This window comes from Alteromonas sp. 38 (assembly GCF_902506055.1).
GTDB lineage: Bacteria > Pseudomonadota > Gammaproteobacteria > Enterobacterales > Alteromonadaceae > Alteromonas > Alteromonas lipotrueae.
Genome location: NZ_LR733300.1, coordinates 2,660,954 through 2,683,652, shown reverse-complemented (window position 1 = coordinate 2,683,652; position 22,699 = coordinate 2,660,954). Strand labels below are relative to the sequence as shown.

The 22,699-nt window shown below is 41.9% G+C and carries 21 protein-coding genes and 2 pseudogenes; 8 read left to right on the top strand and 15 right to left on the bottom strand.

The genetic code is table 11. The annotated features are described in order from the left end of the window. Window positions 1-65 precede the first annotated feature (65 nt). A complete protein-coding gene (locus tag FLAVO9R_RS11665; RefSeq protein ID WP_159531466.1) occupies window positions 66-1,016 on the top strand; it encodes an IS110 family transposase in 951 nt (316 codons plus the stop codon). A gap of 27 nt (window positions 1,017-1,043) precedes the next feature. Here FLAVO9R_RS11665 and FLAVO9R_RS11660 read toward each other — a convergent pair whose 3' ends face one another. From FLAVO9R_RS11660 to FLAVO9R_RS11630, 7 genes are all read right to left on the bottom strand, one after another. Further along, window positions 1,044-1,577 carry a hypothetical protein gene (locus FLAVO9R_RS11660; protein WP_159531464.1) on the bottom strand — a complete coding sequence of 178 codons (534 nt, stop codon included), beginning with the start codon at window positions 1,575-1,577 and terminating at the stop codon, window positions 1,044-1,046. Window positions 1,578-1,709: 132 nt separating this feature from the next. Next, the gene (locus tag FLAVO9R_RS11655; protein ID WP_159531462.1) at window positions 1,710-2,264 is read right to left on the bottom strand and encodes a CbrC family protein; all 555 of its coding nucleotides are present in this window, start codon (window positions 2,262-2,264) and stop codon (window positions 1,710-1,712) included. A 529-nt stretch (window positions 2,265-2,793) separates the two neighbouring features. Continuing rightward, entirely contained in the window at window positions 2,794-3,120 is a 327-nt protein-coding gene (locus FLAVO9R_RS11650) for a hypothetical protein (protein ID WP_159531460.1), read from the bottom strand. A 114-nt stretch (window positions 3,121-3,234) separates the two neighbouring features. Further along, window positions 3,235-3,969, bottom strand: coding sequence for a hypothetical protein (locus tag FLAVO9R_RS11645; protein WP_126873382.1), 735 nt, complete (start codon window positions 3,967-3,969; stop codon window positions 3,235-3,237). 130 nt (window positions 3,970-4,099) lie between these two features. Beyond that, a complete protein-coding gene (locus FLAVO9R_RS11640; RefSeq protein WP_159531458.1) occupies window positions 4,100-4,543 on the bottom strand; it encodes a DUF2059 domain-containing protein in 444 nt (147 codons plus the stop codon). Then, window positions 4,540-5,016 (bottom strand): DUF3024 domain-containing protein, encoded by a 477-nt coding sequence (locus FLAVO9R_RS20580; RefSeq protein ID WP_442858570.1) that lies wholly within the window; start codon window positions 5,014-5,016, stop codon window positions 4,540-4,542. Before FLAVO9R_RS20580 ends, FLAVO9R_RS11640 begins: the two co-directional genes overlap by 4 nt. A 373-nt stretch (window positions 5,017-5,389) precedes the next feature. Beyond that, on the bottom strand, window positions 5,390-5,701 hold the full coding sequence (locus FLAVO9R_RS11630) for a hypothetical protein (RefSeq protein WP_159531456.1): 312 nt from the start codon (window positions 5,699-5,701) through the stop codon (window positions 5,390-5,392). A 248-nt stretch (window positions 5,702-5,949) separates the two neighbouring features. Here FLAVO9R_RS11630 and FLAVO9R_RS11625 point away from each other — a divergent pair. Together FLAVO9R_RS11625 and FLAVO9R_RS11615 are read left to right on the top strand one after the other, a co-directional pair. After that, window positions 5,950-6,920 (top strand): annotated as a pseudogene (locus tag FLAVO9R_RS11625) (integron integrase). Between the two features lie 917 nt (window positions 6,921-7,837). Beyond that, a complete protein-coding gene (locus tag FLAVO9R_RS11615; protein WP_159531450.1) occupies window positions 7,838-8,194 on the top strand; it encodes a HopJ type III effector protein in 357 nt (118 codons plus the stop codon). A gap of 4 nt (window positions 8,195-8,198) precedes the next feature. On the opposite strand, the gene map is transcribed toward FLAVO9R_RS11615, so the two are convergent. From map to FLAVO9R_RS11600, 3 genes are all read right to left on the bottom strand, one after another. Next, window positions 8,199-8,969: a type I methionyl aminopeptidase gene (gene map / locus FLAVO9R_RS11610; protein ID WP_159531448.1), complete on the bottom strand. Its 771-nt coding sequence runs from the start codon at window positions 8,967-8,969 to the stop codon at window positions 8,199-8,201. Then, window positions 8,962-9,168, bottom strand: a complete 207-nt coding sequence (locus FLAVO9R_RS11605) for a ParD-like family protein (RefSeq protein WP_057792933.1) — start codon at window positions 9,166-9,168, stop codon at window positions 8,962-8,964. The genes map and FLAVO9R_RS11605 overlap by 8 nt, the downstream gene beginning before the upstream one ends. A gap of 312 nt (window positions 9,169-9,480) precedes the next feature. Continuing rightward, window positions 9,481-9,702, bottom strand: a complete 222-nt coding sequence (locus FLAVO9R_RS11600) for a hypothetical protein (RefSeq protein ID WP_159531446.1) — start codon at window positions 9,700-9,702, stop codon at window positions 9,481-9,483. Between the two features lie 175 nt (window positions 9,703-9,877). Here FLAVO9R_RS11600 and FLAVO9R_RS11595 point away from each other — a divergent pair, with 175 nt between their 5' ends. Further along, a complete protein-coding gene (locus FLAVO9R_RS11595) occupies window positions 9,878-10,654 on the top strand; it encodes a CmcJ/NvfI family oxidoreductase (RefSeq protein WP_159531444.1) in 777 nt (258 codons plus the stop codon). A gap of 70 nt (window positions 10,655-10,724) precedes the next feature. On the opposite strand, the gene FLAVO9R_RS11590 is transcribed toward FLAVO9R_RS11595, so the two are convergent. Beyond that, window positions 10,725-13,244 carry a hybrid sensor histidine kinase/response regulator gene (locus tag FLAVO9R_RS11590; RefSeq protein WP_232370637.1) on the bottom strand — a complete coding sequence of 840 codons (2,520 nt, stop codon included), beginning with the start codon at window positions 13,242-13,244 and terminating at the stop codon, window positions 10,725-10,727. A gap of 430 nt (window positions 13,245-13,674) precedes the next feature. Between FLAVO9R_RS11590 and glpT the strand changes: the two are divergent. Next, window positions 13,675-15,032, top strand: a pseudogene (gene glpT / locus FLAVO9R_RS11585) (glycerol-3-phosphate transporter). 98 nt (window positions 15,033-15,130) lie between these two features. Here glpT and FLAVO9R_RS11580 read toward each other — a convergent pair. Next, window positions 15,131-15,802 carry a TetR/AcrR family transcriptional regulator gene (locus FLAVO9R_RS11580; RefSeq protein WP_159531442.1) on the bottom strand — a complete coding sequence of 224 codons (672 nt, stop codon included), beginning with the start codon at window positions 15,800-15,802 and terminating at the stop codon, window positions 15,131-15,133. Window positions 15,803-15,949: 147 nt separating this feature from the next. Between FLAVO9R_RS11580 and FLAVO9R_RS11575 the strand changes: the two genes are divergently transcribed. Further along, entirely contained in the window at window positions 15,950-17,137 is a 1,188-nt protein-coding gene (locus FLAVO9R_RS11575) for a phytanoyl-CoA dioxygenase family protein (RefSeq protein ID WP_159531440.1), read from the top strand. 18 nt (window positions 17,138-17,155) lie between these two features. After that, window positions 17,156-18,211, top strand: a complete 1,056-nt coding sequence (locus FLAVO9R_RS11570) for a 2-dehydropantoate 2-reductase (protein WP_159531438.1) — start codon at window positions 17,156-17,158, stop codon at window positions 18,209-18,211. Between the two features lie 10 nt (window positions 18,212-18,221). Here FLAVO9R_RS11570 and FLAVO9R_RS11565 read toward each other — a convergent pair whose 3' ends face one another. After that, on the bottom strand, window positions 18,222-19,067 hold the full coding sequence (locus FLAVO9R_RS11565) for a DUF6279 family lipoprotein (RefSeq protein WP_159531436.1): 846 nt from the start codon (window positions 19,065-19,067) through the stop codon (window positions 18,222-18,224). Between the two features lie 49 nt (window positions 19,068-19,116). Then, the gene (locus tag FLAVO9R_RS11560; protein WP_159531434.1) at window positions 19,117-20,889 is read right to left on the bottom strand and encodes a hypothetical protein; all 1,773 of its coding nucleotides are present in this window, start codon (window positions 20,887-20,889) and stop codon (window positions 19,117-19,119) included. A gap of 124 nt (window positions 20,890-21,013) precedes the next feature. Between FLAVO9R_RS11560 and FLAVO9R_RS11555 the strand changes: the two genes are divergently transcribed. Next, a complete protein-coding gene (locus FLAVO9R_RS11555) occupies window positions 21,014-21,370 on the top strand; it encodes a VOC family protein (RefSeq protein ID WP_159531432.1) in 357 nt (118 codons plus the stop codon). A gap of 204 nt (window positions 21,371-21,574) precedes the next feature. Here the strand turns inward: FLAVO9R_RS11555 and asd are convergent, their stop codons facing one another. Continuing rightward, window positions 21,575-22,699 carry an aspartate-semialdehyde dehydrogenase gene (gene asd / locus FLAVO9R_RS11550; RefSeq protein ID WP_159531430.1) on the bottom strand — a complete coding sequence of 375 codons (1,125 nt, stop codon included), beginning with the start codon at window positions 22,697-22,699 and terminating at the stop codon, window positions 21,575-21,577.

Below are 22,699 nucleotides of genomic sequence, written 5' to 3'. Positions count from 1 at the left end.
AGCAACATACTCGAATAGTCGACTGGGCCCCGAGCTCGTATTTAGCAAACCAGAGTTAGCTTATTATGAATAAAACCGTAGTGCAAAACATAAACGTAGGTGTAGATACCGGTAAGGATTCTCTCGATATTCATATTCGTCCATTAGACGAATATTTCAAAGTCAGTAATAACAAGAAAGGCATTGGCGAGGCGATAAAACGTCTGCGGAAGCTCGACATTGAGCGTGTAGTTATTGAGTCAACGGGACGTTATGAAGCTGAATTTGTCGCTGCTTGTGCCAAGGCTGACATACCGTTCAGTGTCGTCAATCCAGTTCATGTTAAGCGCTTTGCAGGTGCTATAGGGCGAAGAGCTAAGACGGATAAGCTGGATGCGGCGTTAATAGCCCAATTCGGTGAAGTAATACAACCTAAGTTATCTAGGCTGAAGCCAGAGAATATGCAGAAGATGTCAGATATTGTTAGGCGTAGAAACCAGTTAATAGAGATGCAAACTAAGGAAAAGAATCGTCTGCAGATTATGTCAAAGGCCATTCAACCCAATATAAAAGCGATGCTTGTTCTACTGAAAAAGCAAATAAGTAAGATGAACGATGAGCTAGCAAAGCTGATAGAAAGTTGCCCAGATTACAGAGCGAAGAGTGAGTTAGTGCAAAGCATGCCTGGCATAGGGAAAAGATCAGCCGCAGCGTTAATTAGTTATCTACCAGAACTCGGTTTGATGAATAGCAAGCAAGTAGCGTCACTTGTTGGCGTTGCACCGATGAATAAAGAAAGTGGAAAGTACAAGGGTAAGCAAGTTACTCAAGGTGGGCGTCACCAAGTCCGTACGGTTCTATTTATGGCGATGATGTCAGCAATGCAGTGCAATCAAAAATTTAAGGTGTTTTACGAGCGCTTAGTTGGAGCGGGCAAACCGAAAAAAGTTGCCATAATAGCTTGCGTGAGAAAGATGGTGATCATCTTAAATTCAATGGTAAGAGATGGCGTCATGTGGGAAGAAAAAACAGTTTAAATTCAAGGTTGACGCCATAGTCGTTTGTTAGTTGCCACGTTCTCGAAACATCCTTATTCGTTTTTTTGCTTCCCTTAAAGAGTCTTCAGTCCATATATCAACTTGACTATTATCATGAGAATAGTTGTCAACGAAGTTTTGCGCAAAATGCCATGGGTGGTAATCCCAACCATCGTTGATTGCTCCGCTTGAGTTTCTTATCCATAAATCCCATATGGCAATGTCTATAGTTTCTGATAAATCCATTGCTGAAACAACAAACGCTCTCCAATCACCTTGAGTAGATTCGAAAAAACTGGGGTGCTTTTCTGAGAATTCGGTTAAGGCGCTTAATGATTTTGTGGGCAGTTTTTTCAAAGTATCAATGACGTAGAGTTCAAAGAAATAGTCGAGTGGTCGCTGCGCGCGATAGTATGGGGCGAGTGTTTGCATTACCTCTTCATATGACTCTGGATATGCGGGCATTTCGGGAGGAGTATAGGTGTTTTTTTCCACTGCATTGCCCTTAAGAGTAAAGCCAAAAATTAAACTAACCATCAAAATAGTACAAAAATACTTCATATTTACTCTGGCAGCTAACGTTTCACATATGGGGCGCATGCTTGCTGGCTATACTTGCGCGAAGTGCCAGCCAGCGAGTTTGCGTCCCAATGAGCGCAGCGAATGAACATAATGTGTTTGTTAGCCATCATGTTAATCAAAGTCAATGTAGCCACCATGTTTACCGCAATGAATACATTTGAATATATAAGCAGTTGGTGAGCCATCAGCATCAAGTGACTGATAGAAGTTTTCCCATTGTCCCTCTTTGAGGCCGTACGTCGCTGTTGCCTCTGCTTTCAGCGTGACTTCTAAATCCTGACCGTACTCTTTAATTTCGCTGAAGCCTGCACAACCAAGATAATCTGCGCCATCATTACAGTGCGTCCACCACCTTTCCTGCTGCCAACCAGTAAATCCCGGTGTGTGATAGGTTATTTCTTCTTTAACTGATAAAGCTACATCATCCCAATCACCATACCCACCTATACCGTCAAAATCTGTGAATTCTGCATCAAATTTTTTATGGGCAGCACCATTTGCTATGCACCAAGGGCATATTGAGTCCTCTAACTCTACTTCAGAATAGGGTAGCCCACCGTATATATATCCTGTGGCTTTGCCGCAACATAAACAGACTGCGTCTGACTCAATTATGGAACCAGACTTTAACGAATCAGAATGATATTTAAACTCGGGAAGTTCCATGTTCCTCCTTGATGGCTAACTTTTAAATAAGGGGCGCAGACGCGTGGGCTATAATGCGAAGCAGCCCACGTGTTAGCGTCCCAGCGACCGAAGGGAGTGCCAACAGCGTTTTGTTAGGCGTACAAAGGAACGTACGCAGCTTTGCTGCCACCACTAGCCAAATAGACCGCATGTTTAAATTATTGAATTTAAGATAAAACAACCCTGTGCGAAATGCCAGATGTTAACGACATTGCTGGATAAAAGAGCGAGTTTAGAAAGTTGGTGATGCAGAATGTTGGCGTTGCGGTGTTGATTAAAAGCGCGTTACTAAAGTTTGTTTAAAGTACTGAAAAAAGCCAGCCGTAAATACAACCTAGCGAAACAGCCTTGCTGCTGGAATGTCACAGCTGAGACTACTTTTTAAAGCTGTAAGTAAATGACGCCTAACACCCCACTAAGGGGCGATAACGCGTAGGGCATAATAGCGAAGCAGCCCTGCGTGTTAGCGTCCCAGTATGCGCGAAGCGCATACGACTTGATTTTTTTGTTAGGTGCGTGTGCAATTAGCGAGCCCAGCCTCCAATACACTAGTTGTAATTGACCAAGCATAAGCGACATGAGCGCAACCACCACCGATGTTTTCGCCCCCCTCAGTTGCTTCGCAATATTCAAAGAGTCCTTTTTGGTATTCATTTATAAAAGAATCTAAACACGCCTTTGGTTCACCTTCCAATGAATTAACTTGGTCTAAAATGTTTTTACTCTCTGCTTCGTTATATTCTCCGATAGGTATCTCGGGGTTAACTAATTGCAGTGATTCGCACCCAGCAAAGATCATTGCGAAAGCTAATAAAATGAATATTTGTTTTTTCATAACTACATAGCACCTAACTTTTAAATAAGGGGCACAGGCACGTAGGGCATAATGGCGAAGCCGCCCTGCGTGTTTGCGTCCCAGCCCGCGCAGCGGGCGAACTTAATTTTTTTGTTATGTTTCAAACCTATGAAGCATAAACGAATAATTCTTTTTTAATGTAATCCGTTTTATCGCATTGCGAGCTTTAGGCTGATACTCGCGCCAATTCCAATGATTGTCTATGAGAATAATTTTCGATATACCAAATCGCTCTAAATCATCTAAGCTGTAATCCCACCCTATTAAATCATTGCCAAAAAGAGATCTTAATTTATCCCATATGGTCATTTCATTATGTCCGTACACAGTAATAAGATTATCGACTCCTATTCTACGATAAAAGGCAGCTTCTCTTTTTCTCATTTTGGGTAGATAGCTAGAATAAAATGATTCGTCAGAATTTGTGGTATCCCACTGTTTCTGCCAAGCACTTCCGTGCCACATTAAAATTGTGTCTTTATGTAAGTATTTAATATTAGCTGCGGGTAAAACATAGTTTGCACACGACGATAAGCAGAGATTTTTTATTTCTATATTTAGCTTATTGCTGTGTATCCACTCACCGAGATCCATCCCTGCACCAATTTCTCCGCCTGGACTTGAAATAATAAGTCTTTTTGGCTTTTCCTTCGATTTTTTTAATGCTTGAAAAATCGCTAAGTTCGAAGACTTGGTTATCGACCCTTCATATACTAAAACGTCATTTTGGATGCCTACAAAGAAATTGCTTTCCACATCATTTTTTTCAGCATCCAACGACGTGCAGGCTACACTCCCTAAAAGAACAAATATAAAGAGAAATTTCATCTGGCATCCACTCGAAACATAACTTTTCAATAACGGGCGCAGGCACGTAGGGCATACTGGCGAAGCCGCCCTGCGTGTATGCGTCCCAGCGAACGAAGTGAGTGAGTTCATTGATTTGTTATGTTTCATTTCAATCAACCTGCTGAAACTCACTGATTAATGAATTAAATTTTGGGCTGATTTTTTCCATAAACTTTGCGTTCAAATTCCCTGATTGGCTTAGGAATTTTTTTCCGGTTGGCGAAGCATAGAAAGTCACAAGATCTCGTAATTCTGATTCAGTGAACGTTTCACTATAGCTATGCTTAAACGCTTCCAAAACTTCTTCAGTGCTCAAAAAAGCTATAATTTTGTCTACAATTACTGAATATTCCTGCTCTAATTCTGCTCTCTCTTCGTCTGGCATTTCTGTACTTGCTAATGCAAGAACCATTTGCTTTTTATAGTTGATTGCCTTTTGCGCAAGAAGTTGTTTCATTTGTAAAACTGTGAAAAGCTCAGTTGCAGCATCTTCTTCCGAAGCTGAAACTGATAGTGACAGAAGCGATACTAATAAAGCCGATAATATTTTCAAATTTCCTCCTTGAAACATAACTTTAAGCTAAGGGGCGCAGATACGTGGGGCATAATGGCGAAGCCGCCCCGCGTATTCGCGTCCCAGCCCGCGCAGCGGGCGAACTTGATTTTTTTGTTATGTGACTTACCCAAAAAACAAGCGTATTCATCATGATCTATAACGGCAAAGACTTGCTCAATAGTTTTTACATACATATTTGGCTCATAGCCATGCCATTTTAGATCTTGTCGCATCCAGAAAATTTTCCATTTACCTTGAGCGCGGATAAAAGTTGCTTTAGCCATGTCCAGGTCATGATATTCATTTGGGCTGTTCCAAACAGGACGCGTTTCATATATATAAACTGATTGCTTCTCCAGCCGCCAACCAATGTCTAACTCATTTCTAATATGCACTGGTGGCCTACGCTTATTTAAAAAAGCGTTGGCAGCTTTTTCTATCTTTTTTATTTCGAATTCACTTAAGGCCATAAAAGTTTAATTTTCCACTTGTCACATAACTTTAAGCTAAGGGGCACATACGTGGGGCTATAATCGCGAAGCGGCCCCGCGTATGGGTCCCAGCGACCGAAGGGAGTGACTTGAGCGCTTTGTTGTGTGCGTGTTTATTAAACACTACAATTCTTACGTCCGAGCAATCAGAATTTAAACTTCCCCATTCACTAGGGAGATCGTCCTTTAGTGCACACGAACACAGAAACAGGGATAAAAAAACAATGGTGGTAAGTTTCACATTCATAGGCCTAACTTTTAAATAAGGGGCGATAACGCGTAGGGCATAATAGCGAAGCGGCCCTGCGTGTTAGCGTCCCAACGAGCGACAGCGAGTGACTTTATTTTTTTGTTATACACCAGATAGCCAACCATAAAACGCGATACCACCACACAGAAAACTGAACAAAAAATACGGCAACAAATTTACCCGCATGATTTGTGAAGATGGTTCGTTTCCAAAATACTCTTTGCGCTTGCCAAGCACTGGCCCTGCCATATAAAAAACGATGCTGACTAAGAACCAGCAATAAAACGCCCCTTGCGTAAGTGATACTGAACCGGACACTATGAGGAAAACCATAAGCAATGTTGCTAATACAGCGACAAGAGCAACACCAAGTTTATATCCGTTGCTTGGCTTTTTGTTGGTAATAAAATCCATATTATCTATCAATTACAGTGGTGTATAACAATTTAATAAGGCGCAAATTGCGCGTTTTTCTACCGAGCTACCGCTCGTTTTTGTCCATATTGTCATGATTACCAAATTTGTGAAAGCCGATGCAGACAATGGCTGCAAGAAAATAAAGCTATTTAATTTTAGGATGCAAACGCGCAATTGGGTCGTTTGCTTGAATATAGGGGAAAGGTAGCTATAACTGTATATAAATACAGTTATATTAAAAGTTCATGAAAACAAAGTCTCCTTTCTTAAATCACATAAATGACTACATGCTGCTAAAACAGTATTCCCCAAGGACTGTCTCTACATATTTAAAATGGATTTCAGCATTTATTCACTTTCATGGGAAACGTCACCCTTCATCAATGGGTGATAATGAAGTTGAACAATACCTTGAACATTTGGCGTTAAATGCAAATGTGTCACGGCGCACGCAAGCCACTGCATTAAACTCGATATCGTTTCTTTACAAGCACATTATAAAGAATGAACTGTCTCTCAATTTGAATTTTGCCAGAAGTAAACGCCAACCCAAACTACCCATTGTTATGACGCAAGATGAAGTGAAGCTGCTTATGTCAAGATTGGATAAACGTTACTATCTTATTGCTGGCTTGATGTATGGCAGTGGCCTAAGGAGCATGGAAGCTGTGCAACTGCGCGTGCAAGATATTGATTTCGATTGCAAGTGTTTAAGAGTCTGGAATGGTAAAGGCCAAAAACACCGAGTCGTTACTTTGGCAACGGAGCTTATTCCATTACTTAGAAATCAAATAGCGCAGGTTGATGAATACCTGAGACTCGATATACAGAATGAGCAATACGCCGGTGTTTGGATGCCTCATGCACTTGCTAAAAATACTCTTCAGCGAATAAATCGCTTGCTTGGCAGTTCCTGTTTCCCTCTCATAAACTGAGCGCAGACCCAGAAACTGGTGAAATAAGAAGACATCATTTTCATCCTACTTGCGTTCGCAAAGCGGTAAAAAAAGCTGTATTGGTGTAGGGTTTGAAGAAGCCAATCACGCCTCATACTTTAAGGCACTCATTTGCTACCCACTTACTACAGTCTGGCGCAGATATCCGGACGGTTCAGGCCCAACTGGGACATTCTGATGTAAAAACTACTCAAATATATACTCATGTTCTTCAGCAAGGCGCTAATGGCGTAGTAAGTCTTTTGAGTCGTTTATTTTGATGATGTATTAACACTATTGACCGCTTTGGCACCAAAAGCACCTACTCAATTTATAGCGGACCTACCTCTGCTCATTTCAGATCTATAAAACGAAAAAACCAATGTCTGCTTATTGCATACAGCAAGCATTTAAACCCTGAGTGCATGCGGCCGCCTTATGGCACAACTGGGAAGTTAAAAACCTAAACTCTGGAGGTCTGCTGTTTGTCTTCAGCAGCCCCTCAATCAGACTGCGATCAGTGACTGGTTATCGCACGAAGCCGAATATCGGCCATGTACCAAAAGCCGATCTTGAGACACTTAGAGATTAACACTGCAAAGATACGATATTAGATGACCTATTATTGAAAACACTGTTCGACTAATCGTTGCGATAACAAAAGACGCTAAGTAGGTGCATTTTTTGCTCCTACTGCAAATCCATCTTGCTAAATCTACTCAGCCAACTTTGTGAAATCATGTTCTTAATAAATTGTCCAACAAGCTGTTGGATATTTGACGCTTGTTTAGCTGCTGCATTTTGTGCAACAGCTTATTGCACTTTTAATTGGTCAACGGGCTGTTGACCATATGTTCTATTTTGGACCCCATGAGTCATTTGTGCAGACATGTTTGTACAAATAGGAAAGTGCATATTTTGCACATTGCTCAGGTCTCTTGATCGTTCATTACAGTCTGTCGAGTTGACCCAAGTCAACGTGTCAGGCCAAGCTTAAGCAATACACTTCCTGACTATTATTTTTCAGGGTAACTCAGCGCTAGATTTATCATTTCTTTCAATATCGGCATTCATTCTTTTCGACTTTTTTAGTACAGCCTATTCCTTAAATAGATCCCAGAAGCATGTAAACCTGCTTGCAACCCTATACATACGATTTTAAACTTCCGTTTTTTCAAATTCGTTACGGAAATTTCTTATGAGCTACAACAATGTCGATGCCTTAACAAAGCACCTTAATGATTCTCCTGAAAGCGTTGAGTTTGTTGACGTTATTGCCCTTATCGATAATGCATTTACTTTCACGCCAACGGCCTTTACTAATGGCGAAGTAACTAATGAAGCTAACCAAAACAATGGTTCTTGCAAGTTACTCGCGTTAGGCCAGCACCTTCAACTTAACCAAGCGCAGACATTGGCACTGTTTGGTGGTTTTTATCGTGATGACGTTTTGAAAAATCCTGATGGTGATGACCACGCGAAAATTCGCAATTTTATGCAGACAGGGCAGGAAGGAGTGAGTTTTGAGACATTCCCGCTATCCGTTAACAGCTAGGTTTTTATCTAGGCTCAGAATCTCTCAACGTTAGTACTTCTGCGCCTGTCGCCGTTACCAATACCGTGTGTTCCCATTGAGCAGATAACTTCTTATCTCTTGTAACCACGGTCCAGCCGTCTTTTTTAAGCTTTGTTTTGTACGTTCCTTGATTAACCATGGGCTCTATTGTGAATGTCATACCTGCTTCCAATTTAAGCCCAGTTCCCGCGCTACCCACGTGGACTATTTCTGGCTCTTCGTGCATTTCTTTGCCAATACCATGGCCACAATAATCGCGAACAACACTGTAACCATGTTTATGCGCATGCTGCTGAATAGCAAAGCCAATGTCACCAATTGTCGTGCCGTGCTTAACGGTGTCTATACCTTTCCACATCGCTTCATACGTCACATCAACTAATCTTTTCGCTATAGGTGAAACAGTACCAATAGCGTACATCTTGCTGCTATCTGTAATATAACCATTTTTTTCTAGGGTGATGTCTATGTTGACGATATCGCCATTCTTGAGCTTTTTGGTAGCAGATGGAACGCCATGGCAAACCACATCATTTACAGAGCTATTAAGCACAAATTGATACCCGTATTGCCCTTTACTTGCGGGTCTCGCATTAAGGCAATCAACAATATACCGTTCTACAAAGCGATCAATTTCAAGGGTGGTAATACCTGGGGCAATAAAACTATCTAACTCGCTAAAAACCTTTGCCAGTAATTTGCCAGATTCACGCATGAGTGAAATTTCACTTGTCGATTTTATAAGGCTATTCACTAACCAACCTTACTGAAAATACGTTTTGAGAGCGCATCTCTAAATCAATGATCTGTTCGTAAGATAATTTGGGATTTTGCTCTGCTAGCCGGCCGACTTTCATCCAAAATTCTGCTTGCGAATTAATAGAACGTTCCATCACTGCGCTGGTTTTGCGCACCTCTTCATGCAATGCATCAGATATTTTAACAATTCCCATAACCAACCCAGTAGATATATATTATGCTACATAATGTACTATTCTATATATATTGTCCATTTCTGGGTTTTTAGACTTAATAACAGCAGACGTTAGCAAAACTAGTACAACACTTGTTGTCGCAAGTGGTATTGATGCTAGAGAGCGATTCCAATAACAGGTCGATGTTTGTGAGCGCATTCCAGCGAAAGTTAGACAATCTGAAATTTATACCCCTTGCACCTCGTAAAGTGTCGAGTCGGCAGATTTTAGATAACTTGCTACACTGTCCTTGCGTGCCTCTAAATGGTTGGTTTGCACTAAAGGTTTTTGTTAAGCATGGCTCAGGGCATCGCACAGTGTTTCATCACTGTGTGCCACACCAATGACGTGAATATTTATTTTTGTTGCGTCTTTTCCAACATAACCACCACTCAAAGTTAAGCAAAGTAGATTATTTAGGATGATGTAGTGCTGATGAAAAACTGACGCACCCAATTTTTCATCAGCACTGGCGAAGTGGTATACCGAAGGAAAAGAAGTGGGATGCCGCATTGTTCTTCTTGTTGCAAGAGGTGAAGATCGTCAAACCTGGTTCAATATTAAGCGCTATTATCTTCAATTTCAGAATTCTGTTTATATCTGTATCCCATTTATCTCTCGCCTCTAAAAAACTATATTCCTTTGCATCGGGGAGGAATCCTATACCGTTTTTTAAGGAGTGCGTTATATGGCTATAGCCACAGTAAACTATCATGTGAAAAGTAACGAAGTTCAGGCATTTCATTTTGATGTTAATGGTGTTGTTGGAAATTTGATTTCGCCGGAATTAGTTTCAGTCAAGGTGCCGGTTACTGACATTCGAAATAAAACGCGTTCAGTGAACTTCGATGAAGATGGGATCATTTTTATAAATGCACCGACAAAGGTGCATGCATTTGATGAATCTGAAGCGTGGGCGAGCGACTATGAAAGTGAGCTTACTGCCATTCTACAGCAGCAGATAAAAGCAAAAGAAGTGATTGTTTTCGACCACACAGTACGAATTGACGACCTTAATGCTACGCGCAGACCTGCCCGTAATGTTCACAATGACTACAGTGAAGGTGGGGTAGAAAAACGTTTGGTAGATGTTGTAGGAGCTCAAAGAGCGCATGAGTTTCAGCAAGGGCATTTTGGATTTGTGAATGTATGGCGCCCAGTGGAATACAAGATACCGTCATCGCCATTAGGGTTTATTTGCCCACGCTCGATGCAAGAAGATGATTGGATGAACATCGAATTAGAATACCCTGATCGCAAAGGCCAAATATTAGGGGTAGCTGAAAACAAAACACACGAGTGGTTCTATCAGTCTGATATGACGCCCGAAGAAGCGATAATTTTTAATATTTATGATAACCGTGGAAGACCGCATTTGGCGCATAGTGCACTAGATATGGAAAGTGATACTGCTACGACAAGACCTCGCCAAAGCATAGAAACGCGCACGCTTGTTCGGTATTAGTTTATTTTTGACATACTCGGGAGCGCATAACAGAAAATAAGGGGGTGTATAAGTCGAGATGACTCCGTTTTTAAGGGTTAAGGTATTTATCTAACACTTCAAGCAGCTTTTCTTTTCTTATTGGCTTGCTAACATGGTCGTCCATGCCTGCATGTAGACAGGCATCGATATCTTGCTGCATGGCATTTGCTGTTAATGCAATAATGGGTAAGGTACCGTTCATTTGATGGCGTATAACCCGAGTGGCCTCGTACCCATCCATCTCTGGCATTTGAATATCCATCAAAATAACATCAAACGATTGTTGAGATAATTTGTGAATAGCGTCGTTTCCGTTGGCAACACGGAGTATTTGTAGATTTGTGGCGTTTAGCATTGCCGTTATAACTTCAACGTTTATGTCGTTATCTTCGGCCAATAGTACGCGTGTCTTTTTGAACTGGGTAATTAATTGCGCGGCTTCTTGGTTATGAATGTATTCGTCACCTATTGAATGACAAAATTCCAACGTAAAATAAAAGCGTGAACCTTGTCCAATGGCGCTAACAACGTGAAGTTTAGAGTTCATTTGCTCTAATAATTTATTGCAAATATTTAAGCCTAGGCCTGAGCCTCCATACTTTCGTGCCGTTGAGCTTTCAGCTTGAATGAAGGGCTGAAACAAGTTTTCTTGTTGGGACTTGCTGATACCGATGCCGTTATCCTGAATCCATACGTCGAACAAGCAGTGGGTGTTGTCTTTGTGTTTAACCTCAATGCCTATTTCTATAACCCCAGCACTTGAAAATTTAATGGCGTTGCTAATCAAGTTGGCGAGTACTTGTTTAAGCCTAAGCTCATCAAAAATCATCTCTTTTGGAAGGTTTTTGTCGATATTTAGTTTAATCGTTAAACCCTTGTTACTTGCTTGAGCGTGGAATATATCAAGTAGCTTTCGTATGCTTTGACGTAAATTATAAGGGCCGTAATCTAGAGTTAACTTGCCCGCTTCAATTTTAGAGAAGTCCAGTAAGTCATTAATAAGTTGCAGAAGCATTTCAGATGAATTAACTATTTGGCTGGTCAGCTTTTTAGTTTGTTTATCTTCTAGTTTGTCAGTCAGTACTTGCCCAAAACCAATGATGGCGTTCAGAGGGGTTCTAATTTCGTGGCTTATGTTAGAAATAAACTCTGTTTTAAGCCTGCTATGAAGTTCTGCTTTTTCCTTCGCTGAAATGTAGAGAGCATTGGTCTTACGTGCCTTTTTAAGCAAAATTAAAATAATAACCAGGGTGACAAGTGTTAATGCAATAAAAATCACCAGCCACCGGGTGAAGAGCTTTTGCGTTTGCTGAGCAGCTTCCCTAGCGTTAAGCAGTTCAGAAATCGCACGGTTTTCTTTTTCTAGTAATGTGGTTTTTTCTTTTTGCTGCTCTATTTCGTAAACTAAGTTTGCGCTCTCTAATAGCTCTAAATCTTCGTACTTTTTAGCCTCAAGATATTCGTTATGGTAAACCTCGTACTCTTTGTACGCCGTTTCAAAATCACCTTCTTTGGCAGTAATTTGGGAGGCGAGTTTTTCAAGTTCTGCTCGCCACGTGGTCTTCTCACCTACTCGGTAGTCATCATAGGTGCTGCGAGACTGGTCAAGGGCCACCCTCGCTTCTCTCAAACGTCCGCGTTCCATCAGCGCTTTCGCTTTTAATCTATAAATTTCGCTATCGTAAAAAGAGGTAGTAAGCGGGTGAGAGGTGACAGTTTCAGCCAGTTTCAAGGCCTCTTCAATGTTGTCAGTGCGAAAATAGGTAGACGCCATTCCATACAGGGCAATATATTCTGCGTAATTAATGTCTATATTTCTGTCTGATTCTATGGTCAGTTCAAAGTAGGTAATCGCTTTATCGAAGTTGCCCATATTTCTAAACAAAATGCCAATGGCGTACAGGTTGTCACTGACAAGCGGCCATTCATTGAGCGCTTTTGCCTCTGCTAACGACTTCTCATAATACTCAAAGGCAATATCAAAGGACTTTACCGAATGATAATAATCTGCGGCCATGTAATGGTACAGGGCGGTGGCATAAGCGAAGTTATTTTCATAAACCAGTTCGTTGAGGGTGTTTAATAAGTTAACGCTTGATGCAAAAACTTGCCCTTCATTGTATGAAAGGATGAGATACGCAATCGCCATAGCCTTAACAGACGGGCTGGCTGCAGGGGATTGTATGACTTCACCGAATAGCTGATAAGACCGGTCGTAATTGGCATTGATACCACTCATTCTGGCCAGCCCGGTTTTAATGATTAACCCATCTTCCGTTTCAGCGACTAAAGATTCAAGGATAGTCAAAACATCATCAGGGGCGGTGTGATGTAACTTGAGTTTAAGTTGAACGTATCTAACGGCTATTTTGGTTTTTTCAAGCGAGGTGAAGTCGGGGGTGAGTAAACGCGTTTCTAGCGTCGATATTACCTCGCCAATAGGCATTGGGGTTTCAGTTTTAACCCGTGAATCTAACGACTCAAGTTCAGTCAATACATTGGCATTCACCACGTGGCTAAATATACTAAGGCCAACTATTGCTAGAACTTTAAGATAAAATCGGATCATGGATAGCACAGTATTTTCTTACGTCTTGTTGAGTGATTGCTAGGCTTAAACTAACACCAACGAACTAAATTCACTTCTCGCAAATTAGCAGAGATAAAACCTCATGTCTTGAATTTAGGATAATTATCCAGCGCGCCATATAAAATTTAGTCTTTAGTCTAATGTTTTTGACTTGATTGCTCTTTGCTGAAGCATTTCCTCGTGTTCTTTTTAGAAGTCGTTTTTGGTAACGTCTTAGTGTAACGGGGGGCGTGTGCAATATTCGTAAAAATGCCATGATAGCCCACAAGTCGCTATGTAGCATGACTACTGAGCCTGCAATATTGCAGACCTTCGAGTGATAACTAAGATATATGCTTGTTTTCTTAACTTTCTAAAAGCAGAATGCAACCATAAAAATAGTTTATCGCCAGATAGTTGGAAACTTTATATGATTGGTTTTTTCAAGCCTGCAGTACATAAAACTCGGTTAAACGAACAAGAAATAGACCCAGTTTATAAAAAGCTTAGATGGCAGGTATTCCTCAGTATCTTTGTCGGCTATGCGGGCTATTACCTTGTAAGAAAGAATTTTTCACTGGCCATGCCTTATTTAATTGAAGAGCAAGGCTTCACAAAAGGTGAGTTAGGTTTTGCGCTGTCTGCAGTCTCTATAGCCTACGGGTTAAGTAAATTTTTAATGGGCAATGTTTCTGATAGAAGCAACCCCAGATATTTTTTAATGACAGGGTTATTACTGTCTTCCTTGGTCATGTTTATTTTTGGTTTTGTGCCATGGGCAACCCAGAGCATAGCAATTATTTTTCTGCTGCTTTTTATTAACGGCTGGGTGCAAGGTATGGGGTGGCCCGCCTGTGGCCGTACTATCGTACATTGGTACTCGGGGAATGAACGAGGACAAGTTGTTTCGGTTTGGAATATTGCTCATAACGTTGGCGGCGGACTCATTGGCCCTTTATTTATCTTGGGAATGGCGTGGTTTAATGATTGGCGTAGCGCTTTTTATGTACCCGCAGCCTTCGCTGCATTAATCGCCGGTTTTGTATTTTTAACCTTACGAGATACACCGCAAAGTTGTGTTTGCCGCCTATTGAGGAACATCGTAATGACTATCCCATCGATTATGAAGAAAAGCATGAGCAAGAACTCAGTGCTAAAGAAATATTTGTTACCTACGTATTGAACAACAAACTCCTGTGGTTTATCGCTATTGCCAATGCGTTTGTGTATCTCATTCGATATGGCGTTTTAGATTGGGCGCCGACGTACTTGTCAGAAGTAAAAGACTTCTCATTCGAGCATAGTTCTTGGGCGTACTTGTTGTATGAGTGGGCGGGCATTCCAGGTACGCTGTTATGCGGTTACATTAGCGACAAATGGTTTAAAGGCCGTCGTTCACCAGATGCTATTTTGTACATGGTGCTCGTATTAGTCGCCGTTCTTGTATATTGGTTTAACCCTGCTGGAAACCCATCCATAGATATGGCTGCGCTAATGGCTATCGGCTTTTTAATCTATGGACCTGTTATGTTGATAGGTTTATACGCGCTAGAATTGGTGCCAAAGAAAGCCGCTGGCACGGCAGCCGGGTTAACAGGACTGTTTGGGTATCTTGGTGGTGCTGTTATCGCTAATATTGCCTTGGGTTTTACCGTCGATTACTTCGGTTGGAATGGCGGGTTCATACTTCTCACAGGTGGGTGTATTTGTGCCATTGTGCTAATCGGGTTTACGGTAAAACATGAAATTGCGCATTTAAAAAGTAAAGAGACGTCTGCAGCTAGTTAAATGATGACGTTTATTTAACGCTAGAACTATCAAGATAGACTGGGTAATGGACAGCCCGGTCCTTTCTTACATTTTGTTGAGTGACTGCTAGGCTCAAGCTAATAAGTTTGACTTAAATGCTCTACGCGTCGCTGAAGCATTTCTTTGTAATCTTGCCTGGCATCGGCCATAAAGGTGATGTACATACCGCAAAGCACTTGTGCTCTGTATCTGTCTAAATCAATATAGCTATTTACCCAATCTTGTCGGGCCAAGCGTTGGCAGCCAAACACCTGTCTAGCCAGAATTTCGGTGTTGATATTACCTAACAAATAGCCATCTTCACGGCCTTTTTGGCACACCTGTGAGCAGATATCTAAGGATGTCTGAAAAATACCTCCGGGTAGTTTTTGATCAAATATTTTCGTGTTTTCCCCAGCTACAAAGGCGGCTTTATACAACCCCTCATTGGCCCTAAAAAGCGAGATAAGTTTATCGATAAAAGCTTCGCTTGCCGTGATAGGATCAGATAATACAAGGTCTGCAAGCGCCTTTTCTACTCGCTCAATCATTTCAATAACGAGCCTTTCAAAAATATCCGCTTTTTTACCAAACAAATTATGAATGGTGGGCACGGTCACGTCGGCAGCAAGGGCTAACTTACTCATGGTAAGCGCATCTACGCCTTGGGTGGCAATAATATCTCCAGCGCGCTCTAGAATAATATGTTTGCGTTTATTGACGTTGGCTGCTCTAGTGCTGCTGCCTCGTGCTAACCCTTTTTGTGTCATCGTTATTTTTCTGCCTAGGTGACTTGCTTTATATACGTTGTTACTGATAGCTCAGCATTAAGACACAGTTTATCATTTTTATTTTTGTTGACCACAGATTTTATTGATCGTAAAGTTTTATCACTAATAAAAACTGTGAAATCAAAAATGACAACCATAAAACACCCTGTAGATATTAGTGAGTCAATTGAAGCCTGCGCGGCGCATTACGGTAAAGATGCTAACGCGATGAAAAGCTACTTGTTGGAAGGTCAGCGTAAAGCGCTTGCCATGGATAACCGCGGCTCGCTTAAGTTTGAAGCAGATGATTCCCTTGCCACCCACATTAAAGATGCTTACTCAAAATATGGCTTTTATATATTTGAGGGATTAATCTCTGATAAAGAACTTGCCGATTTAGAGCAAGATATCGAACGGCTAAAAACTCAATTTCCATTAAAAAATGGCGAAAAATTAAATGCCCAAGGAGAAAAAGCACTTGCCAGTGATGCTTTAGGGCCTAGATTAATTTGGTCAAAATCACTTGGCGATCCTTTAGGCGGAACCCCTATCGCAAATGGGCGTCATCAGGTGAAATTATTTGAGCCCAGCGCCGCGAAAGATGCTCCAGAGGAAGCGGTATTTGTGCTACTCGGTTCACTTGAATATTCTGACGCTTGCTTACGTGCTTATGCACACCCTGAATTGTTAAAAGTAGCCGAATCTATTAATGGTAAAGACTTTGCGCCTTTTCATGAATGTTTGTTTATCAAAGAGCCCGGGTTAGGCGCTGCGGTATCTTGGCATCAAGACGGTGATACTCACTGGAATAGCCCAGACTTCGATGAAGGCATTCATGGTTTTAATTTTATGGCACAGGTTTACGGAAGTACCGCAGTAAACGGGGTGTGGGTAGTACCTGGTACGCATAAACAGGGCAAGCTTGATATTAAAGAAATGGTGGCGCAGGCGGGTAGCGAACGGTTAACTGAAGCGGTCCCTATTATTTGTAATGCTGGCGATGTAGTTATCTGTAACCGTCAAATTGTACATGGCTCTTTTGCCAATACAGGCTTTGAGCCTAGAGTTACAGTGAACTTTGGATTCCATCGCCGGAGTTCGGTGTTGAATGTCAGTGGAGCGGGTATTCATTGTGCTTCGCAAGAATTCGACGACGAACATATTGCAAAGCGAACGGCGGTATTAGGTTATGCCATTGATGCTCGTATGAAAAAGTATCCAGAAGAGACACCTTATGTTTATGCATTATTTGCAAATTCCGATACCCAGTTTGAATACAACAATGATACAAAGAAAGCTCTAAAAGATTACAACCTTTTAGATCTTAGTATTTAATTCGGCAGCAGGTTAAAAATGAGCAAAATAAAGACAGCAAACAAAGCGAATATCGTCATATTGGGCGCTGGGAGTATCGGATGTTATTTAGGAGGTTGTTTGCTGTCTATTGGCGCGAATGTCACCTTAATTGGCCGTGCAAGACTTAAAGATCAAATTGCGAATAGCGGCTTAACGTTAACCGATTGGCGCGGCAGAAATACAAAACTTAAACCGGCAGACATTAATTTTACTGAAAATGCCGAGGTCATGGCGAGCGCTGATTATATTTTAGTGTGCGTAAAAAGCGGTGATACCCAAGAGGCCGCGTCGCTTATTGCGGAATATGAAAATAGTGACTCATTGAAGGATAATCCTGTTGTCATCAGCTTTCAAAACGGGGTAAGAAACGGTCAAGTGCTATCAGAATGCTTACCGAATCATACGGTCATGAAAGGCATGGTTCCCTTTAACGTGCTGGGGCAGGGCGACGGGCATTTTCATTGTGGCACAGAAGGGAATTTGTGTGTTGAAGACAAAACTGGGAAATCGGGAGATCTCGTCGCCCTGTTTGACATGGCCGACTTACCTGTTCATGTGTACAAGGATTTATCTAGTGTGCAGTGGGGTAAGCTGCTCATGAATTTAAATAACGCCGTTAATGCACTTTCTGGCAGGCCATTGCTTGAGCAATTGCACGACAACGAATACCGAAAAGTAATGGCGGTTGTGCTAAAAGAAGCTTTAGTCGCAATGAAAGCGGCTGGTATTGAACCAGCTAAAACAGGTAAGGTCGTCCCTAAGCTTATGCCTTACATTATGTCTTTACCTAATTTTCTATTTAAAAAGGTGGCTGCAGCTACGTTAAAAATTGACCCTCAGGCACGCTCATCTATGTATGAGGATTTAGCGCTGAATAGAAAAACAGAGGTCGATTACCTAAATGGCGAAATTGTTGCTTTAGGTGAAGCTCATCAAGTGAGTACCCCCGCCAATACCGCAATAGTAAAACTCATTAAAGCGGCTGAAAATGCAAGAGACGGGTCGCCGAGGTTGAGCGCCGCCACTTTACAACAAGCGATAGTAGCTAATTAGCCTATCGCTTTTAATCGTCTTGAAGGTCTTTAATATCGTCAATAATATTGTTGAGCTTTTTCAGCAGGTGTGACTTCTGTTTTGCGGTCATTGTCTTTACCAGTGCATCGGCTAGCGATAAATATGCTTCTCGATTAGCTTGTCTGCGTGCTAGGTACTCTTCGGTGCGGTAGTCATCAGGGTGAGTAAGTAGGTGGGTTAGCTTTTGTTGAAACGCTTCTGTGTTTTGTCTGCTTGCAAACAATCGGCGCGCTTCATTCTGCATGGCTAATCGGTATTCAAGCCAGTTTCCACGGGTACGGGCAAAGTGAGGGGCAGCGTTCGCCACCATGGTTTTTTGCTCGTCAGTTAAATCCCCCAAATTTTCTTCAAAACCTTCCTCAAAATTCTCAATTAACTTTTCAAGCCTTTCACTTTCAGACATTGAGTCGTACTCATCAAGCTCTTCTTGCTCTTCGTCATTTTCTTTTTGGATGGCAGCAAACAAATAAATAACTTGGTCGTCACTTAAGCGGGAAGCGAGTTCTGCTAACTCAGGCGCTATTTTTGAGCGTAACGTCATTACATGCTCATTAGCCTGATTTAGATGATTAGCTATAACTGCTTTGTTTAACTTATCTTGTTTTATCTCTTCGGTAATCTGCTCTAGTTGGGCCAAATATAAAGCCAATTGTTCTTCTCTGTGCCAATCAATCCACCCTTCAAGCTTAATATCGAAAATAGCTTCTTGTGAGTCGTTAAGCTCTACATAATCGTCCATGTACCAATAAATAAGCCAATCGAGGTTATTGTATGCAAGCTTAGACGAGCACCCTGTCAGTACTAAGAAGCCAAGAACAAGCCATAACTTTTTCATCTTTAAATCCGTTGTAGATGTAGCTATTAGCTACTGATATATAAATTAATTACTGAGCACTAATAGTTCTTAGTAATTTAGCCGCCTTTTGGATTTCGAAATCGATAAATCGCTGCTGAATTTCTATGGCAGCGCCACACATAATATTTGGTGACTCGAGAAAATCTTTAGGTGCTGCTACCACCTCAAAATGTGCCTTACTGCTATCCTTCATGTCTTTAACTAAATTCGTGATGATGTCATCACTTTCCTCATCAGAATACAAAGAGGGGCTTACCTGCTGATGAGCAATAAGCTTTGCTAAAACCTCAAGCTCAAGTGCCTTTACTTCGCTCGATAGCTGAGCTTCATTCCCAGCATGGTGTTCTAGTGGCACCTCTTCGGGATACACAAATGCGGCGCAGGCAAGGGGATATTGCCCTTGAAGTTCTTGCATTTGTTTTATCATTACATGCCAATAATCAACGATGTCGGCATCACTACCATGGGCGATATAATGCGTAATTCTCGCTTCAAACACCGCTCGAGCTCGGGTTGCAATAGCATTAATAGAAGCGCCTTCCCGTAAACCCTCTTCATTTATAGCGACAATTCGATAGTAGGTATCTGGATCTTTGTCTTTCATGGCAACCAAGTAGGGATGAGTCAATAAACCAGATTCTACTGCTTGCGTGTTTATTTCGCTTTCGTCTTCATAGCCACTGAACCCGTAGGCGCTACTGTCCACTACTTTACTGACAATACCTGCTCGTAAAAGTTCTTTGTGAGAAGGAGCCCAAAGTTCAGTATTCGGCGTATTTCGTATTTTATTCGCAAACCAATTTGGAACATCGGCATCTTTATACGCTTGGTCAAACGCGGAACTTAACTCTGTGTTGTCATGCATAGACTTGCCGCCTAATGCGGGAGCGTGAAACTGCAACACGCCGTCTTCACCCAATAGCCTTTCTTTTCCCGCTAAATACACAATAGTGCATGCCGAAGAGCACGAGGTTTTCACAAATGTATTAAGTCCATATTCTTTGACTACAGCAGCTAGACGAGTCGCGCCGATAAGTCTTCCGCCAATACTGTGTAAGTGTATTGTTGTTATGTTTTCATTCTGTTTCAGTACATCTAGCAGCAGTAGTTCGGAGCCAATTTCTATACCGCCATAAAGTTCTAGCTCGGTGCCATTATTTAAAACTCTAAACTTGGTAGGGGGATAGGTGGATTCAGCGCCAATTAAAGAGATACTTTCAGTAATGATGGGTACCCCTGACCGATAGAAATCTACAGTGAAATTTATCATTCCTACTACTGTCATTATTATCGCCATTGTTGCCCAACCAGCAGAGCCACCGCGATGAGGGTGACGGATGGCAGAGCGAATTACGCCAACCGATTGCCAGATAACCACGGGCGTTAACACCACGTACAAAAGCATCATGTATATACCAAGCTCAGCTCGCGATGATGCACTTTCTATTTTAAGTTCAACAAATGAGCTTAGCGCAAGTGCACCAAGTGTTATTAAAATGCCAACCACCCAATAACTGATAGGTAACGATACTTGGCCTTTCCAAAAACGAATTAGCCAGTTTGCATGCAATGCTTCGTCATCGTATCTATCTTCCGCCAATAATGGGTCGTGATTGGCAGTATTTTGAGGATGAGAACTATCTTGATGCTGAGACGTTTCGGTTTTACTTGTTAAGGGTTGTCTTAAGGCTATTTCCTTTAGCACGGCAGACACTCTATCGGGATATTGCTCTTTGTCGATGTTGGCTAACACATCTTCAAGTTCGGCAAGGCTGTAGTTTGAATAATCCGGAGCTTGCATTAAATACTTCCATGTGGCTTTTATATTATTGAAGATGACATTCATTGACGTGTTAATAATACGGAATATTAGCCGCTAACACTACAGTATTCACCATATCTACCTGAATAGATGAGGAAAAACCATGGCAACATATGAAAAGCTAAACTACGTTGAGTTCGGTACATTGGATATCAACAGTACTAAACGCTTTTTCGAAACCGTATTTGGTTGGGCATTTACCGATTACGGGCCTGAATACACGGCATTTGCTAACCAAGGATTAGACGGGGGCTTTTTTAAAGCTAAGCATGCTGGCATTACAGAAAATGGCGGTGCGTTATTAGTTTTTTACAGTGCTGATATTAAGCAAACGTTAAGCAAGGTAGAAGGCGCTGGTGGCGATGTGAACAAGTCTATTTTTGAATTTCCAGGGGGCTGCCGGTTTCACTTTATTGAGCCTGGGGGTAATGAATTCGCGGTTTGGTCTGAAAAGGTATAGGGCATAAATAATAGGAAGTTAGAGAAAGTACTTTAACAAGAGTACATTAACAATAGAACGTCAGCACGACTGCCTTGCTAGAGAGGTATTACCAATCGAGCCTTAGCAAAAAGGGGGGGCGGTGGTAGTTTAATACAAAAAAGCCCGGCTTAAAAAGCCGAGCTCCAAATGTTATAGCCGAGTTTATGTTTAAATTCGGCTTATCTAAGCCTTACCAAGAACAATACGCAGCATTCTTCTAAGCGGCTCGGCAGCACCCCATAGCAGTTGATCGCCTACGGTGAAGGCTGAAATATATTCTGGCCCCATGGTCAGTTTACGAATTCGACCTACAGGAATAGACAATGTGCCTGTCACTTTTGCAGGCGTTAATTCTTGCATGGTGGCATCACGATCGTTTGGTACCACTTTCACCCATTCATTGTGCTGTGCAAGAATTTGCTCAATGTCTTCAACTGGCAGGTCTTGTTTAAGCTTGATGGTAATAGCTTGACTGTGACAACGCATAGCGCCTACACGCACACAAATGCCGTCAATAGGAATAGGCTGATCAGTTAAACCCATAATCTTATTGGCTTCAGCTTGTGCTTTCCATTCTTCACGGCTTTGCCCAGAAGGCAGCTGTGAATCAATGTAAGGAATTAAGCTTCCTGCTAGCGGCACGCCAAATTGCTCAGAAGGATAATCTTCGCTTCTGATAAACTCAGCTACTTGCTTGTCGATGTCTAAAATCGCCGACGCTGGATTGTCTAAATTTGCTTGTACATTAGTGTGAATGGCACCCATTTGGCTAATAAGTTCGCGCATATGCTTAGCACCCGAACCAGAAGCAGCTTGGTATGTCATGGGTGAAGCCCACTCAACCAAGTCTTTTTCGAATAAGCCACCTAGTGCTAACAACATTAACGATACCGTGCAGTTTCCGCCTACGAAAGTGCGAATGCCGCTTTCTACGCCAGCGTCAATTTCTTTACGGTTTACAGGGTCTAAAATAATGACCGCATCGTCTTTCATGCGAAGCGCTGACGCTGCGTCTATCCAGTATCCATTCCAGCCAGTATCGCGCAATGAAGAGTACACTTCTTTGGTGTAGTCACCGCCTTGGCAGGTAATAATAATATCTTGCTTAGCTAACGCTTGAATATCAAAGGCGTCTTCTAGTACACCTGCGTTAGCACCGGCAAAGTCTGGCGCTGGAAGGCCTTTTTGAGAAGTGGTAAAAAATGTGGGTTCAATGTGCGCGAAATCTTGCTCTTCTTGCATGCGCTGCATTAACACTGAGCCAACCATACCGCGCCAGCCCACTAAACCTACTTTTTGTTGAGACAT

Bases quoted from the DNA above. Each gene is read 5' to 3' on its own strand.
- FLAVO9R_RS11580 (WP_159531442.1), bottom strand. From the start codon at position 15,802: ATGACACAAAAAGGGTTAGCACGAGGCAGCAGCACTAGAGCAGCCAAC.
- FLAVO9R_RS11645 (WP_126873382.1), bottom strand. From the start codon at position 3,969: ATGAAATTTCTCTTTATATTTGTTCTTTTAGGGAGTGTAGCCTGCACG.
- FLAVO9R_RS11590 (WP_232370637.1), bottom strand. From the start codon at position 13,244: ATGATCCGATTTTATCTTAAAGTTCTAGCAATAGTTGGCCTTAGTATA.
- FLAVO9R_RS20580 (WP_442858570.1), bottom strand. From the start codon at position 5,016: ATGGCCTTAAGTGAATTCGAAATAAAAAAGATAGAAAAAGCTGCCAAC.
- FLAVO9R_RS11655 (WP_159531462.1), bottom strand. From the start codon at position 2,264: ATGGAACTTCCCGAGTTTAAATATCATTCTGATTCGTTAAAGTCTGGT.
- FLAVO9R_RS11575 (WP_159531440.1), top strand. From the start codon at position 15,950: ATGACAACCATAAAACACCCTGTAGATATTAGTGAGTCAATTGAAGCC.
- asd (WP_159531430.1), bottom strand. From the start codon at position 22,699: ATGTCTCAACAAAAAGTAGGTTTAGTGGGCTGGCGCGGTATGGTTGGC.
- FLAVO9R_RS11660 (WP_159531464.1), bottom strand. From the start codon at position 1,577: ATGAAGTATTTTTGTACTATTTTGATGGTTAGTTTAATTTTTGGCTTT.
- FLAVO9R_RS11630 (WP_159531456.1), bottom strand. From the start codon at position 5,701: ATGGATTTTATTACCAACAAAAAGCCAAGCAACGGATATAAACTTGGT.
- FLAVO9R_RS11605 (WP_057792933.1), bottom strand. From the start codon at position 9,168: ATGGGAATTGTTAAAATATCTGATGCATTGCATGAAGAGGTGCGCAAA.
- FLAVO9R_RS11650 (WP_159531460.1), bottom strand. From the start codon at position 3,120: ATGAAAAAACAAATATTCATTTTATTAGCTTTCGCAATGATCTTTGCT.
- FLAVO9R_RS11560 (WP_159531434.1), bottom strand. From the start codon at position 20,889: ATGCAAGCTCCGGATTATTCAAACTACAGCCTTGCCGAACTTGAAGAT.
- FLAVO9R_RS11570 (WP_159531438.1), top strand. From the start codon at position 17,156: ATGAGCAAAATAAAGACAGCAAACAAAGCGAATATCGTCATATTGGGC.
- FLAVO9R_RS11600 (WP_159531446.1), bottom strand. From the start codon at position 9,702: ATGCGGCATCCCACTTCTTTTCCTTCGGTATACCACTTCGCCAGTGCT.
- FLAVO9R_RS11615 (WP_159531450.1), top strand. From the start codon at position 7,838: ATGAGCTACAACAATGTCGATGCCTTAACAAAGCACCTTAATGATTCT.
- FLAVO9R_RS11565 (WP_159531436.1), bottom strand. From the start codon at position 19,067: ATGAAAAAGTTATGGCTTGTTCTTGGCTTCTTAGTACTGACAGGGTGC.
- FLAVO9R_RS11555 (WP_159531432.1), top strand. From the start codon at position 21,014: ATGGCAACATATGAAAAGCTAAACTACGTTGAGTTCGGTACATTGGAT.
- FLAVO9R_RS11665 (WP_159531466.1), top strand. From the start codon at position 66: ATGAATAAAACCGTAGTGCAAAACATAAACGTAGGTGTAGATACCGGT.
- FLAVO9R_RS11595 (WP_159531444.1), top strand. From the start codon at position 9,878: ATGGCTATAGCCACAGTAAACTATCATGTGAAAAGTAACGAAGTTCAG.